Origin of the sequence: Pseudomonas sp. NPDC087803 (genome assembly GCF_044742995.1) — a bacterium.
GTDB lineage: Bacteria > Pseudomonadota > Gammaproteobacteria > Pseudomonadales > Pseudomonadaceae > Aquipseudomonas.
The window spans coordinates 82511-97419 of sequence record NZ_JBIUVO010000003.1 but is presented as its reverse complement, the minus strand read 5'-3'; the positions used below and the strand labels follow the sequence as shown (position 1 = coordinate 97419).

Annotated in this window: 10 protein-coding genes; 6 read left to right on the top strand and 4 right to left on the bottom strand. The window is 60.4% G+C overall.

Annotated features, from left to right (window positions below):
* Nucleotides 1–17: 17 nt before the first annotated feature.
* On the bottom strand, nucleotides 18–551 hold the full coding sequence (locus ACIOUG_RS04850; RefSeq protein WP_401063267.1) for a hypothetical protein: 534 nt from the start codon (nucleotides 549–551) through the stop codon (nucleotides 18–20).
* Between the two features lie 446 nt (nucleotides 552–997).
* On the opposite strand from ACIOUG_RS04850, the gene ACIOUG_RS04845 reads away from it, so the two are divergent.
* Complete coding sequence (locus tag ACIOUG_RS04845) at nucleotides 998–1861, top strand: DMT family transporter (RefSeq protein WP_401062946.1); 864 nt, start codon at nucleotides 998–1000, stop codon at nucleotides 1859–1861.
* Nucleotides 1862–1996: 135 nt separating this feature from the next.
* Here the strand turns inward: ACIOUG_RS04845 and ACIOUG_RS04840 are convergent, their stop codons facing one another.
* Together ACIOUG_RS04840 and ACIOUG_RS04835 are read right to left on the bottom strand one after the other, a co-directional pair.
* Nucleotides 1997–2905, bottom strand: coding sequence for a DMT family transporter (locus ACIOUG_RS04840; RefSeq protein ID WP_401062944.1), 909 nt, complete (start codon nucleotides 2903–2905; stop codon nucleotides 1997–1999).
* Nucleotides 2906–2991: 86 nt separating this feature from the next.
* Entirely contained in the window at nucleotides 2992–4617 is a 1626-nt protein-coding gene (locus tag ACIOUG_RS04835; protein WP_401062943.1) for a methyl-accepting chemotaxis protein, read from the bottom strand.
* Between the two features lie 409 nt (nucleotides 4618–5026).
* On the opposite strand from ACIOUG_RS04835, the gene aceK reads away from it, so the two are divergent.
* The 5 genes from aceK (at nucleotide 5027) to ACIOUG_RS04810 (ending at nucleotide 13299) form a co-directional block, all read left to right on the top strand.
* The gene (gene aceK, locus ACIOUG_RS04830; protein WP_401062941.1) at nucleotides 5027–6748 is read left to right on the top strand and encodes a bifunctional isocitrate dehydrogenase kinase/phosphatase; all 1722 of its coding nucleotides are present in this window, start codon (nucleotides 5027–5029) and stop codon (nucleotides 6746–6748) included.
* Nucleotides 6749–6916: 168 nt separating this feature from the next.
* Nucleotides 6917–10828: an ATP-dependent RNA helicase HrpA gene (hrpA, locus tag ACIOUG_RS04825; RefSeq protein WP_401062939.1), complete on the top strand. Its 3912-nt coding sequence runs from the start codon at nucleotides 6917–6919 to the stop codon at nucleotides 10826–10828.
* Between the two features lie 401 nt (nucleotides 10829–11229).
* The gene (locus tag ACIOUG_RS04820) at nucleotides 11230–12351 is read left to right on the top strand and encodes a beta-ketoacyl-ACP synthase III (protein ID WP_401062937.1); all 1122 of its coding nucleotides are present in this window, start codon (nucleotides 11230–11232) and stop codon (nucleotides 12349–12351) included.
* A 106-nt stretch (nucleotides 12352–12457) separates the two neighbouring features.
* Nucleotides 12458–13072 carry an RNA polymerase sigma factor gene (locus ACIOUG_RS04815; protein WP_401062936.1) on the top strand — a complete coding sequence of 205 codons (615 nt, stop codon included), beginning with the start codon at nucleotides 12458–12460 and terminating at the stop codon, nucleotides 13070–13072.
* Entirely contained in the window at nucleotides 13066–13299 is a 234-nt protein-coding gene (locus tag ACIOUG_RS04810) for an anti-sigma factor family protein (RefSeq protein WP_401062934.1), read from the top strand. Before ACIOUG_RS04815 ends, ACIOUG_RS04810 begins: the two co-directional genes overlap by 7 nt.
* 180 nt (nucleotides 13300–13479) lie before the next feature.
* On the opposite strand, the gene ACIOUG_RS04805 is transcribed toward ACIOUG_RS04810, so the two are convergent.
* Nucleotides 13480–14811: a putative porin gene (locus ACIOUG_RS04805; protein ID WP_401062932.1), complete on the bottom strand. Its 1332-nt coding sequence runs from the start codon at nucleotides 14809–14811 to the stop codon at nucleotides 13480–13482.
* Nucleotides 14812–14909 lie beyond the last annotated feature (98 nt).

Here is a 14909-nt window from a genome sequence, read left to right as displayed (position 1 = left end):
ATGCCCCGATACTAGACTTAGTCAATAAGCTTAACAAGCCGACCTTCTGCGTCGAACTCAAAACCCAGTTGCCTATAAAGCGGAACTACTGCTGGGAGAGGTTCCTGTATTTCTATTTGCTCGCTGCCTATGATTCGTGCGAAGTGAGTAACGGCGGTCAAGGCAAACGTGGCGATGCGGCTCTTGAGAGGGTGATCCGTTCCCGGTTGACCTTCAAGGCGTACGATTTTCACGCGCAACCGACTCTGGTTAGGATTCGCGAAGCAGAGTCCGCAAAGTTCTTGATCAAACCAGATTGCCAAATCGAACGCCATAGGCTCTCTTGCCTTCCACCTGACAACTTCCTGCCAGGAAAAATGAGGATCAAGCCATTTTTCATAGGCATTCAGGGCCAGAGCATCGATGGCCTCAAATCGAACTCTGGAATGGTCCAGGTCCACAATTCCGCTCTGTTGCAAGTCTTTCTGCAGTTTTGCAAAAGTAATACCGGCCTGCTTCCTCGCCTCTGACCGATACACCTGATACCGCAAATATGTCCGTTCCCTTGGCATGTGATCTCGAGCATTCCATGTCTCCCCGTTTTGGGCGTAGCCGTTACACAACAGCCTATTCACCTCGCGGCCAACTGTCCCTGCTGGCCCTTTGGCCAAATCATTGCAATCCATGTCCCGCGCTGGTTATAGTCGGCGCTCGTGAATCAGCTGATTCGCGTTTCAAACCCTCAAAGAAGATCAGCCCCAATGCCTGCATCCCTCATCAACGCGGTAGTCGATTCAGCGGTCAACGCTGGCGTCGTGCCGTGCGGGAATCAGCAGCCAGGGCAGATCAGTCATTACCCCCCACCTGTCAGTAGCACGCCGGTGTGCGCCGTCGTATCACCGCCGGGCGTTGGCGTTTCGGGCTGATCGGCATTCTGCTGACCCCTGCGCCCGCCAGAACAACTACTGAATTTCAGCTTCGGCTGAGTTGGCTATTTGCCTGACTACAGGTGGTATTCATGTTGGTCCTTTCGAAACAATCCGCGCTCGCGGCGACGTCCACGAGCCTGTTCGTTCTGCTGTGGAGCAGCGGGGCGATCTTTTCCAAATGGGGTCTGGCCCACGCTTCGCCCTTTGCCTTTCTGCTGATTCGCTTTGTGATCGCCCTGTGCGGGCTGCTGCTGTTGGCGCCGCTGCTCAAGTTGAAGCGGCCCAAGGGCGGTCGGCCAATGCTGTTTGCGATGGCTACGGGCGTGGTGCTGCTGGGGGCTTATCAGATTTTCTATCTGCTGGCCCTGAACAGCAAAGTCACGCCGGGGGTGATGGCGACCCTCATGGGCGTACAGCCGATCCTCACCGTGGTGTTGATGGAGCGGCAGCGCTCGGCGAGCCGGGTATTCGGTCTGGCGTTGGGGCTGGCCGGGCTGATCATGGTGGTTTACCAGGGGATTGGTCTGGCCGGGATGTCTTGGGCGGGCATGTTGTTCGGCCTGCTGGCGCTGGCGAGCATGACCCTCGGTTCGATCATGCAGAAACGCATCAGCGAAAATCCCCTCGGTACGCTGCCGGTGCAGTACCTGGCCGGGCTGTTGTTGTGCGCAGCTCTTGTGCCGTTTCAGCCGTTCCACTTCGAACACAGCGCAGGTTTCATCGTGCCGGTGTTGTGGATGGGGCTGGTGGTGTCGGTGCTGGCGACGCTGTTGCTGTATCGCCTGATCGCCCGGGGCAATCTGGTGAATGTCACCAGTCTGTTCTATCTGGTGCCTGCAGTGACGGCGGTGATGGACTACCTGATTTTCGGCAATCGTCTGGCGGCGTTGAGTGTGCTGGGGATGCTGTTGATCATTGTCGGTTTGGCGTTTGTGTTCCGTAAAACTGCTTGAAAACCTTCAGGCCAACCCGGGCATTTTCAGTGTCTGGGCCGGCCTCTTCGCGAGCAAGCCCGCTCCCACAATTGGAATGCATTCCTCCTGTGGGAGCGGGCTTGCTCGCGAAGACTGACTTGTTAACGCCGCAAATCAGCGGACGGTTACGGCAGCGGGTTTCACCACCGCCGGCTTCAACACCAGCCACAATGCCAGCGCAATCAATACCCCGCCATACACGTGCGCCATCGACAACGGCTCATCCAGCAGCAATGCCCCCCACAACACGCCGAACGGCGGGATCATGAAGGTCACGGTCATCGACTTGACCGGGCCGATCGAACTCATCAGCCGGAAATAAATGATGTAGGCGAATGCGGTGCAACCCAGACCCAGGCCCAGCAGCGACAGCCAGACACTCCAGCCGCCCCAGCTCGCCGGCGGTTGCGTGAGCACGCTGTAAGCGAACAGCGGCAACAGGAACAACGTGGCACCGAGCATGCTGCCCACTGCTGACAGACGGCTGTCGAGGCCGCCGGCCTGATCCAGCCAGCGTCGCGTGAGGAACCCGGCAAAACCGTAGCAAGTGGTGGCGAGCAGGCAGGCGAGGGCGCCCATCAGCAATTGCAGGTCGAACGCCACCGGGCCGGCGCGGGTCAGGATGCCGACGCCGAGCAGGCCGAGAAAGACTCCACCAAACTTGGCGGCCGTGGGCTTTTCACTGAAAAACAACGCGCCAATCAACACACCCATCAATGGCGTGGTGGCGTTGAAGATGGCCGAGTAACCGGCCGGCAACACTTGGGCCGCGACTGAGTACAGCGTCGCCGGAATCCCCGAGTTGATCACCCCCAGCAGCATCACGGTTTTCAGCTTGCCCTTGAAATCCCAACTGATGCGCATCAGCCCGAGAATCACCAGCAAGCCGGCAGCCGCGATCGACACACGGAAGAACGCGGTGGGAATCGTGCCGATCACCGGCGCAATAATGCGCATGAACAGAAAGCTCGCACCCCAGATCGCTGCCAGCGACAACAAACGAACAATATCGACAGGGCTCACGATGGGTACTCCTTCCTTGATGGGGACGAGAGTGTTGCCGAGCGCCCTGACGATGGCAACCGCTAAACCGGCATTTAATTTTCCGCTCAGAGCACGAAGCGCGTCACCAGGCCATTGAGGTCAATCGCCAGCCGCGACAGTTCCTGACTGGCGGCAGAGGTCTGGGTAGCGCCGGCGGCGGTCTGGGTCGAGAGGTCGCGGATGGTCACCAGATTCTGGTCGACTTCGCGCGCCACCAGCGCCTGTTGTTCGGCGGCACTGGCGATCACCAGGTTGCGCTGGTTGATCTGCGAAATCGACGCGGTGATTTTCTCCAGCGCCTGACCGGCACTGTTGGCCCGGCGCAACGTGTGGCTGGCTTGCTCGGCACTGCTTTGCAGCGCGCCGACGGTGGCACCGGTGCCTTGCTGGATACTGCTGATCATCAGCTCGATTTCTTCGGTGGAGTTCTGCGTGCGTTGCGCCAGCGAGCGCACTTCATCGGCGACCACCGCAAAACCGCGTCCGGCTTCACCGGCACGCGCCGCTTCGATCGCGGCATTGAGCGCCAGCAGGTTGGTCTGCCCGGCGATGCCGCGAATCACCTCCAGCACTTTGCTGATGTCCTGAGCCTGGCTGGCGAGGCCTTCGGCCTGTTCCGAGGCACCGAGCACCGCGCTGACCAGTTCTTGAATCGAGCTGATGGTTTCGCTGACCTGCACGTGGCCGTGCTTGCTGTCCTCGTTCGACGCCTCGGAGGCCTGGGCGCTGGACACTGCGTTGGCGGCGACTTCATCCACCGCTGTACTCATCTCGGTGACGGCGGTGGCGGCCTGCTCGATCTGGTCGTTCTGTTGTTGCAGGCCACGGGTGCTTTGCTCCATCACCGAGCTCATTTCCTCGGCGGCGGAGGCCAGTTGCTGCGCCGATTCGCTGATGCCACGGATGGTCGAGCGCAGGTTGCCTTGCATCTCGGCGAGGGCGCTGAGCAACTGCGCGGCCTCATCGCGACCGTGGTCGGCAATCTGCCCGCTGAGGTCGCCGGCGGCAATTTTTTGCGCGACGCTCAGGGCCTGATTGATCGGGGTGGTGATGCTGCGGGTCAGCAGCCAGGCCAGCAGCAGGGTGGCGATCAAGGCGACCACGATGATCGTCGCGACAATCCACAGCGCTCGCTGGTAAACCCCGGCAGCCGCTTCGGCGGCGCTGTCGGCGCCTTGCTGATTGAAGCTGATCATCTGCTCCAGCGTCTTGTCGAGGAGCGTGCCCTGTGGCGCCAATTCATTGTGCAGGCGGGCGTAGGCCTGTTCACTTTGCCCGGCGTCGATCTGAACGATGATCTGGTCAAGGATGCTCATGTATTTGCCGATATTGGCATTCAAGCCATCGAGCATCGCCCGTTCTTCATTACTGGCCAGCAACGTGGTGTGGTCCTTCAGGCGCTTCAACAATTCCTCGCGCTGAACCTTGATGATGCCTTTGCTTCTGTCGCGCACCGCAGGCTGGGTGCTGGTGATCAGCCGCAGGGACTCGAGGCGGATGTTGGCGATGTTCGCCGCCGCATCGTGAATGCTCTCGATGCTGGGCATCCACGACTCTTCGATCACCGTTGCGCTCTCACGCAGGTTTTTCATCTGACCCAGGCCGAACAGGCCGACCACCACCAGCAGGCCGGCCAATACGGCAAAACTCAAACTGGCGCGCAAACCGATGCGCAGATTGCGGATAGACATCAAAGTGCTCCTTGATCTATGGGGGGAGAGGTCGTCCTCGTGGGCCGAGGATCTTGTTGTGAGGCGGGTGCTGGCGGGCTGTATATCAAAGTGCCACTATTTTGGTAAGACCAATCTGTGGGCTGCGCCGAGTTGGTACTAACAGGCAACGCGGTCACGGAAAAACCGCGAGCCAGAGAGTCGGGTTGATGATTGGATCCGAAAGCCAGAGAATCCGCGGGTTGGCGCGCAAAGAAGAAGCGGACTGCGTGGGCAGTTAATTGACCGAACGGTCGAGTTAAAAAACTTCTATAAAAAATGTGTCGTGTACAACCAGCAGGCGCATTTGGCAGAAATTGCACTTCTCCTGCGCGTGCATCCGTGGCTAAGCTCAGGCACAGATTTCCACTTGCACGCCGAGGTCTCATCTATGCCGCAGCAATGGCCAGCCACCGACATCGCCCGCATGATCCTCGATGGCTTTGACGATTACCGCGAGCATTTCCGGCGCATTACCGACGGTGCGCGCGAGCGCTTCGAGCAAGCGCGCTGGCAGGAGACGCAGACCGCGTCGGCGGCGCGGATCAATCTCTACGAAGAAAAGGTCGGCGAAACCATCACCCGCCTGCGCGAGCATTTCGACGACGAGACGCTGATGAATGTCAGTTGCTGGCCGTTGGTCAAAAGCGCCTACATCAGCGTGATCGACCTGCGCTTCGACGATGAGCTGTCCGAGACCTGGTACAACTCGATCTTCTGCGGGCTGTTCAGCCACGACCTGATCAGCGACGGCTGCATGTTCATCCACACCACCCGGCCGAGCCTGCGTCGTGCACGGGCGGCGCAAACCCGCACCTACAAGCCGCAAGGGCAGTTGTCGTCGATGCTCGCGAGCATCTTTGCCGACTACCGCTTCAGCGAGGACTACGCCGATCTGCCCGGCGACCTGCAGCGCCTCGAAGCGCAACTGCGCGAGAACCTGCCAGACTGGGTGTGCAAGGACCCGGAGCTGAGCGTCGAGCTGTTTTCCTCGGTGCTGTACCGCAACAAGGGCGCGTATCTGGTCGGGCGCATCTACACCCGCGACGAGCAGTGGCCGCTGGTGATTCCATTGCTGCACCGCGAGGGCCGCGGGATTCAGATCGACGCACTGATCACCGACGAAGCCGATGTGTCGATCATCTTCTCCTTCACTCGCTCGTACTTCATGGTCGATGTGCCGGTGCCGGCGGAGTTCATCGGCTTCCTGCGGCGCATTCTGCCGGGCAAGCATATCGCCGAGCTGTACACCTCGATCGGTTTCTACAAGCACGGCAAATCCGAGTTTTACCGGGCGCTGATCAATCACCTGGCCAACACCGACGACCAGTTCATCATGGCTCCCGGCGTGCGCGGCATGGTCATGAGCGTGTTCACCCTGCCGGGCTTCAACACCGTGTTCAAGATCATCAAGGACCGTTTCTCACCGTCGAAAAACGTCGACCGGGCGACGGTGATCGAAAAGTACCGACTGGTGAAAAGCGTCGACCGGGTCGGGCGCATGGCCGATACCCAGGAGTTCGCTGACTTCCGTTTTCCGCTGAGCAAGTTCGATCCGGCGTGTCTTGAAGAACTGCTGGAAGTCGCGCCGTCGACGGTCTCGGTCGAAGGCGACACGGTGCTGATCCGCCACTGCTGGACCGAGCGCCGCATGACCCCGCTCAACCTTTACCTGGACAACGCCAACGAAGCTCAGGTGCGCGAAGCGCTGGAGGATTACGGCCTGGCGATCAAACAACTGGCGGCGGCCAACATCTTCCCCGGCGACATGCTGCTGAAGAACTTTGGCGTCACCCGTCACGGCCGGGTAGTGTTCTACGACTACGACGAAATCTGCTTTCTGACTGAAGCCAATTTCCGCCACATCCCCGCGCCGCGCACCCCCGAAGACGAAATGGCCTCGGAACCGTGGTATTCGATCGGGCCGCTGGATGTGTTCCCGGAAGAGTTTCCGCCGTTCCTGTTCGCCGATGCCGGGCAGCGCAAGCTGTTCGATCAGTTGCATGGCGAGTTGTACAACGCCGATTACTGGAAGGGTTTGCAGGAGGCGATTCGCGCGGGGAAAGTCATCGACGTCTTCCCCTACCGCCGTAAAGGATTGGATAACGAGTAACTACCCTTGTAGGAGCTGCCGCAGGCTGCGATCTTTTGATTTTGCTTTTAAAAAACAACATCAAAAGATCGCAGCCTGCGGCAGCTCCTACAGGGGAAGCAGGTCAATCGAAGGCAAATCTGCGACAATCGCCCCCCTGCATAAACAGACGACCGAATTGCGTACCCGATGACCGACGAATCGCCCTCCATCGACAAACTGCTGAAAAACCTTGATCACGCCATGCTCGCCGACCGTCACCGGCTGCGGCGGCAGTTGCTCGAGCTGCGCAAGAAACCCGACGAGGCCAAACTGGCTCAGTGGGTGGCACGCATGCAGGCGTCCTGTGATCAGGTGCTGGCGCGCCGTGCCAGCCTGCCGGTGATTCGTTACGACGACAGCCTGCCGATTGCCGCCAAGCGCGATGAAATCAAGACGGCGCTGGAGAAGCATCAGGTCCTGATCATCGCCGGCGAAACCGGCTCGGGTAAAACCACCCAGTTGCCGAAAATCTGCCTGGAAATCGGTCGCGGCCAGCATGGCCTGATCGGCCACACCCAGCCGCGCCGAATCGCTGCGCGCAGTGTCGCCAGCCGGGTCGCCGAAGAACTCGGCACGCCGCTCGGCGCGCTGGTCGGCTATCAGGTGCGCTTCGAAGATCAGAGCGATGCCAACACCCTGATCAAACTGATGACTGACGGCATCCTGCTGGCGGAAACCCAGAACGACCGCTACCTCGAACGCTACGACACAATCATCGTCGACGAAGCCCACGAGCGCAGCCTGAACATCGACTTCCTGCTCGGTTACCTGAAAACCCTGTTGCCGCGTCGTCCGGATCTGAAGGTCATCATCACCTCGGCGACCATCGACCTGGAGCGCTTCTCCAAGCATTTCGATGATGCGCCGATTGTCGAGGTGTCCGGGCGGACTTTCCCGGTGGACACTTGGTATCGCCCGCTGACCCTGGAGCAGGACGAAGAGGGCAACCGCGTCGAGGACGACCTGACCGTGGACCAGGCGATCCTCGCCACCCTCGACGAAATCGCCGCCTATGAGCGCAGCGAACGCCGCAGTCCCGGCGATGTGCTGGTGTTCCTGCCCGGCGAGCGCGAGATTCGCGACGCCGCCGACATGCTGCGCAAGGCTCAGCTCAAACACACCGAAATCCTGCCGCTGTACGCGCGCCTGTCGCCGGCCGAACAGCAGCGGATTTTCCAGTCGCATCCGGGGCGCCGCGTAGTGCTGGCGACCAACGTCGCCGAGACCTCGCTGACCGTGCCGGGTATCCGCTACGTGATCGACAGCGGCACCGCGCGCATCAGTCGCTACAGCTATCGCGCCAAGGTACAGCGGCTGCCGATCGAAGCGATTTCCCAGGCCAGCGCCAATCAGCGTAAAGGTCGCTGCGGTCGGGTCGAGCCGGGAATCTGTGTGCGGCTGTACAGCGAGGAAGATTTCCTCGGTCGCCCGGAATTTACCGATCCGGAAATTCTGCGCACCAACCTGGCCGCCGTGATCTTGCAGATGCTGCACCTGCGCCTCGGCGAGATCACCGCGTTCCCGTTCATCGAACCGCCGGACGGCAAGGCGATCAGCGACGGTTTCAATCTGCTGCAAGAACTTTCGGCGGTGGATCGCAACAGTCAACTGACCCCGCTCGGTCGCCAGTTGGCACGCCTGCCGGTGGACCCGCGCATGGGCCGCATGCTGCTCGAAGCGGCCAAGCTCGGCAGCCTGCAGGAAGTGCTGATCGTCGCCAGTGCGATGTCGATTCAGGACCCGCGCGAGCGTCCACCGGAACGTCAGCAAGCAGCGGATCAGGCCCACGCGCAATGGAAAGACACTGATTCGGACTTCGCCGGACTGGTCAACCTGTGGCGTGGTTTTGAAGAGCAACGCCAGGCGCTGACTGCCAGCCCGCTGCGCAACTGGTGCCGGAAGAATTTCCTCAACTATCTGCGTCTGCGCGAGTGGCGTGATTCCCATCGCCAGTTGAGCCTGATCTGCCGTGACATGCAGCTGAGCCTCAACAAGGAACCGGCGGATTACCCGAAATTGCACAAAGCGGTGCTGGTTGGCCTGCTCAGCCAGATCGGTCAGAAAACCGAGGACGGCGATTACCTCGGCGCCCGTCAGCGGCGTTTCTGGATTCATCCGTCATCGGGCATTGGCAAGAAGCGTCCGCAGTGGCTGATGACCGCCGAGCTGGTGGAAACTACCAAGCTTTACGCGCGGATGGTCGCCAAGATCGATGCCGACTGGATCGAGCCGCTGGCCGGGCACCTGATCAAGAAAAACCATTTCGAACCGCACTGGGAGAAAAAGCGCGGTCAGGTCGTGGCCTACGAGCAGATCACCCTGTTCGGGCTGATCGTGGTCGGTCGCCGCCCGGTGCATTACGGCCCGGTGGACCCGGTGGTTTCGCGCGAGCTGTTTATCCGCGAAGGTCTGGTGCGTGGCGAGATTCAGTCGAAAGCCAAGTGCCTGACCGCCAACAAGCAGTTGCTCGAACAGCTCGACGAACTGGAAGCCAAGGCCCGGCGCCGCGACATTCTCGCCGACGAAGAAACCCTGTACGCGTTCTACGATGCGCGCTTGCCGGCGGAGATTCACCAGACCGCGACGTTCGACAGCTGGTATCGGGTCAACAGCCAGAAAGACCCGCAGTTGCTGATCATGCGCGAGGAAGACGTGCTCGCCCGTGAGGCCAGTGAAGTCACCGCGCGCGACTACCCGGACACGCTGCACATCGGCGATCTGGAACTGGCGCTCAGTTACCACTTCGAACCCAATCACCCACGCGACGGCGTGACCCTGCGCGTGCCGGCACCGCTGTTGCCGATGCTGCCGCCGGAGCGTCTGGAATGGCTGGTGCCGGGGCTGATCGAGGCCAAGTGCATTGCACTGGTGCGCAACCTGCCAAAAGCCCTGCGCAAGAATTTCGTGCCGGTGCCGGACTTCATCAAGGCGGCCTTGCAGCGCATGACCTTCGCTGAAGGTTCGCTGCCGCAGGCGCTCGGTCGCGAGTTGCTGCGCATGACTGGCGCACGGGTCAGCGATGAGGCGTGGGCGGAAGCCGCGCAGCAGGTCGAAAGTCATCTGCGGATGAACCTGGAAATCGTCGACGGCCAGGGCAAGTTCCTTGGCGAGGGTCGCGATCTGGCCGAGTTGACCGCGCGTTTTGCTGAAGCCAGTCAAGCTGCTTTGGCGGTACCGCAAAGTGCGAAAAGTCAGCAGCCGGTGGAGGCCAAGGTCTTCGCCCCGGTGGCGGAAAAGACCCAGCAGAAGATTGCCGGGCTTTCGATGACGGTTTATCCGGCGCTGGTGGAAGAGGGCGGCACGGTCAAGGAAGGGCGGTTCTCGACCCCGGCCGAAGCCGAGTTCCAGCATCGCCGCGCCTTGCAGCGGCTGCTGCTGCAGCAACTGGCCGAGCCGGCGAAATTCCTGCGCGGCAAACTGCCGGGTATCACCGAGTTGGGCCTGTTGTATCGCGAGTTGGGTCGGGTCGATGCGCTGGTCGAAGACATTCTGCTGGCCAGTCTCGACAGCTGCATCCTTGAAGGTGAAGACCCGTTACCGCGGGACGGCGCCGGGCTGGCGGCATTGGCCGAACGCAAACGCGGCAGCTGGACCGAACACGCTGAGCGCGTGGCGCGGCTGACACTGGAAATCCTCAAGCTGTGGCACGGCCTGCAAAAACGCTTCAAGGGCAAGATCGACCTGGCCCAAGCGGTCGCGCTGAACGACATCAAGCAGCAAATCAGCAATCTGGTGTATCCGGGTTTCGTCCGGGAGACGCCGATGCAATGGCTCAAGGAGTTGCCGCGCTATCTGAAGGCGGTCGAGCAGCGTTTCGAAAAACTCGGCGCGCAGGTGCAGAAGGATCGGGTCTGGAGCGGCGAACTGGCCGGGCTCTGGACGCAATACCAGACCCGCGCCGCCAAACATGCGCAGGAAGGCAAACGCGATCCGCAGCTTGAACTGTACCGTTGGTGGCTGGAGGAATACCGGGTGTCGCTGTTCGCCCAGCAGTTGGGGACGAAAGCACCGATCTCGGACAAACGGCTGAGCAAGCAGTGGAGTCAGGTCGAGGCTTGATCCCCAACTCTGCTCGATCACCTGTGGGCATTTGTGGTGAGGGGATTTATCCCCGATGGGTGGCGAAGCCGCCCCAAAAGCGACCATCTCAGCCCATCAGTTTTGATGCGGGTGATGGTTTGGCGGCTACTTCGCAGCCGATCGGGGATAAATCCCCTCACCACAAAGATAGAGATATGCCCCACATCGGGATTTGGGTTGTGCTTGAGAAAGGCGCCAAAACCTTGGGTTTATGGCAAACTTCGCGTCCATAAATGCCGGTTTCGCGACCCAGAGCCTTCGGCGAGTTCGCGGATCGGACTAAAAGATGCCAGGTCAGCGTCCCCGGACGGGAATAGACCCTTTGTGTGTTGGTACGTCGGTGCCAGCGCTTTCTGCCTGAACAGATTAGAGAAACGACCATGCATAACGTCGTCATCAGCGGCACCGGCCTGTACACCCCGGCCAACAGCATCTCCAACGAAGAGCTGGTGCAGTCTTTCAATACCTACGTCGCGCAGTTCAACGCCGACAACGCCGATGCCATCGCCCGCGGTGAAGTCCAGGCGCTGACCGAATCCAGTGCGGCATTCATCGAAAAAGCCTCTGGCATCAAGAGTCGCTTTGTCATGGACAAGGACGGCATCCTTGATCCTGCGCGCATGGCCCCGCGCCTGCCGGAGCGCTCCAACGACGAATGGTCGGTCCTGTGCCAGATGGCCATCGGCGCCGCCGAACAGGCGCTGCAACGTGCCGGCAAGACCGCCGCCGACATCGACGGTGTGATCGTTGCCTGCTCCAACCTGCAACGCGCCTACCCGGCCATCGCCATCGAAGTCCAGGAAGCGCTGGGCATTCAGGGCTTCGGTTTCGACATGAACGTGGCCTGCTCCTCGGCGACCTTCGGCATTCAGGCCGCGGCCAACAGCGTGCAGCTGGGTCAGGCCCGGGCGATCCTGATGGTCAACCCGGAAGTCTGCACCGGGCACCTGAACTTCCGTGACCGCGACAGCCACTTCATCTTCGGTGACGCGGCGACGGCGGTGATCATCGAGCGTGCCGATCTGGCGACTTCCCCGTACCAGTTCGACGTGGTCAGCACCAAACTGCTGACCAAGTTCTCCAACAACATCCGCAACAACTTCGGCTTCCTCAACCGCGCCGCGGAAGAGGGCATCGGTGCCCGCGACAAGCTGTTCGTGCAGGAAGGCCGCAAGGTGTTCAAGGACGTCTGCCCGATGGTCGCCGAGTTGATCGGTGAGCACCTGGAAGAGAACCAACTCAACGTCGGCGACGTCAAGCGCTTCTGGCTGCACCAGGCCAACCTGAGCATGAACCACCTGATCGTGCGCAAGCTGCTGGGCCGCGAAGCCACCGAAGAAGAAGCACCGGTGATTCTCGACACCTACGCCAACACCAGCTCCGCAGGTTCGGTGATTGCCTTCCACAAAAATCAGGATGATCTGGCCGCCGGTTCGCTGGCCGTGCTGAGCTCGTTTGGCGCCGGTTACTCGATCGGCAGCGTGATTTTGCGCAAGCGCTGAGTGCGCCTGAAAAGATCGCAGCCTGCGGCAGCTCCTACACTGTTCTCTGTAGGAGCTGCCGCAGGCTGCGATCTTTTGCTTTCGACCATCTGAAAATGAGGCGTGCATGGCCGCAACGGACGACACTCAACTGCTCGAACGCCTGCTCGCGGGTGAGCAAAAGGCGTTCAAGGAACTGGTCAGCACCTACCAGAGCGCGATGCGCGCCGTGGCTTACGCGATTGTCGGCCAGCGCCATGTCGAAGAAGTGGTGCAGGACGCCTGGCTTTCGGTAGTGCGTCATATCGGCAGCTTTGAGGGGCGTTCCAGTCTCAAGACCTGGCTGCTGACCATCACCGCCAATTCCGCCAAAAGCCGTTACAAACAAAACCGCCGCGAAGTGTTGATGGATGATCTGCCGTCTCCCCACGGCACCATCGACGACGATCGCTTTTCTCCCGGTGACGGCCATTGGCTGGTGGCGCCGTTCGCCTGGCATCAGGACACCCCGGAAGCGCTGCTCACCGAAAGCGAATTGCGCGAATGCCTGGAGCACACCTTGCTCAGTCTGTCGGAGCTGCAAAGCAGCGTGTTGCTGCTGCGCGAACGCCAGGGGCTGGAGCTGGAGGAGATTTGTAATCTTCTGGAGATCTCGCTCTCCAATGTCCGTGTGCTGCTGCATCGTGCGCGGCTGAAAGTCTTCGCCACGGTGGAGCATTTTGAGGAGACCGGCGAATGCTGACCTGCAAGGAACAAGTGGCGCGCTCCAGCGATTATCTCGATGGCCAGTTGAGCTTTCGCGAAAAACTGATGGTGCGTCATCACCTGATGTTCTGCCCGAACTGCCGGCGCTTCATTCGGCAGATGCGTTTGATGCAGGCCACGTTGAAGGCGATGCCGGAGAAGCCGCAAGAAGATGTGGATGCGCTGGCCGAACGTCTGGCCGAGCAACGCCGCAAGGAAAAATAACCCCCCCTGTAGGAGCTGCCGAAGGCTGCGATCTTTTGATCTTAGAAACAAGATCAAAAGATCGCAGCCTTCGGCAGCTCCTACAGGGTTTTTGCATCCTGCAGAAATAGCCCGGCGCGGGACGAAACGAACGGATGATGGGGATCGTCGCGCCCGCGTCGGGCTATAGGGTGACGCTTTTTAGAACTTGGCTTCGGCATCCAGTTGCAGCGTATTGATGTCGGAGTCGGTCTTCTTCAGGCTGGCGTTGGTGTAGTCCGAGTTGGCCATGAAGTAGGTCGCGCCCAGGGTGAAGTTCTTGTCCAGCTCGTAGCTGACTTTCAACTTGCTGCCGCGCGAACCGGTGTAGCCGTTGGCGAAGTCGGAGTCGGTGAAGGCACCGACCACCGCGTTGCGTTGCACGTCGCGGTAGTTGTAGTCGATCCCGAAGCCATACACCTTGGTCTTCACGCCGGCCAGCCAGCCAGTGTCCTGGTCGTTGCTGGCGTCTTTGTTGTTGACGTACTGACCGTAGATCGACAGCGGCACTGGCAGGTTGGCGATGTCCAGTTGACCGAAGCCCTCATACAGTTTGAAGGTTTCGTTCGGGCTGTTGCCGTTGACGGCCAAGGCGCATGGCGCAGTGACGGTGCCGGTGGTCGGGCAGGCGCTGTCCTTGTCGTTGTCGTAGGAGTAGAGGCTGCCGCCCAGGGTCAGTTTCAGGCTGTCGGTCAGTGCGAAGCGACCACCCAACTGGCCGGCGTACAGACGCAGGTCGTGCTTGAACTGCACGCCTTCGCCGTCGACGTTGTCCTTGAGGGTGTAGTGACCGGCGCTACCGAACAGTTCGGTGCTGCCGTTCAGCGGGTACTTGTAGGTGACGGCCAGACCTTCCGGGTTGATATCGCTGTCCCAGATGATGTCGCCCATGCTGACCCAAGGCTGGTTCATTTTACCGGCGATCAGGTGCAGGTTCTTGATCGCGTCAGGGTGGTAGTCGACGTAACCCTGGTCGAGCCAGATCTGCTTCTTGTCGAAGTAGTTGTTCAGGTCCTGGTTGGTGGAGCGGGCGTCGTCGCTGCTGCCGGTGGCGATACGGATACCGGTGTCCACCTGCGGGTTGATTTCGGTGTAGGCACCCAGACGGGCACGAATACGCTGACGGTCCTGATCCTTGCTGTTCGGCACGCCGTCGTTGTGTACGGTTTCTTCGCGGAAGCGTACATCGCCCTTGAACTGGGTCTTGGCGGCCCAGGCGAGTTTCTGGTCGAAGGAGCTCAGCTCGTTGGTTTTCTTCGCGGTCGCCGCGATTTGCTCGTTGGTCTCTTGCTGCGCCTGCTGCGCGATTTGCTGAGCCTTCTGATCCTTGGCCAGTTCAGTTTGCAGTTCGATGTACTGCGCCTGGGAAATGGAACCGTTAGCCTTGAGCATGTCGAGCAGTTTGGCGTCGACTGCAGCACTGGCCGGAACACTCATGGCCAGCAACAGGCCACCGCACAGGGCCGCCGCAGTTTTCGTGGAAGCAAGACGCATAGCAATCTCCGAAGATGAGAGGGGATGGGTGAACCATCCTGGGCACACCGACGCGGACGTCGGAAAACAGTGTCCGGGTAGAACCCGGCGCTCTAAAA

Coding starts and splice junctions, on each gene's coding strand:
- ACIOUG_RS04850 (WP_401063267.1), bottom strand. CDS start 551: ATGCCAAGGGAACGGACATATTTGCGGTATCAGGTGTATCGGTCAGAG.
- ACIOUG_RS04845 (WP_401062946.1), top strand. CDS start 998: ATGTTGGTCCTTTCGAAACAATCCGCGCTCGCGGCGACGTCCACGAGC.
- ACIOUG_RS04835 (WP_401062943.1), bottom strand. CDS start 4,617: ATGTCTATCCGCAATCTGCGCATCGGTTTGCGCGCCAGTTTGAGTTTT.
- aceK (WP_401062941.1), top strand. CDS start 5,027: ATGCCGCAGCAATGGCCAGCCACCGACATCGCCCGCATGATCCTCGAT.
- hrpA (WP_401062939.1), top strand. CDS start 6,917: ATGACCGACGAATCGCCCTCCATCGACAAACTGCTGAAAAACCTTGAT.
- ACIOUG_RS04820 (WP_401062937.1), top strand. CDS start 11,230: ATGCATAACGTCGTCATCAGCGGCACCGGCCTGTACACCCCGGCCAAC.
- ACIOUG_RS04815 (WP_401062936.1), top strand. CDS start 12,458: ATGGCCGCAACGGACGACACTCAACTGCTCGAACGCCTGCTCGCGGGT.
- ACIOUG_RS04810 (WP_401062934.1), top strand. CDS start 13,066: ATGCTGACCTGCAAGGAACAAGTGGCGCGCTCCAGCGATTATCTCGAT.
- ACIOUG_RS04805 (WP_401062932.1), bottom strand. CDS start 14,811: ATGCGTCTTGCTTCCACGAAAACTGCGGCGGCCCTGTGCGGTGGCCTG.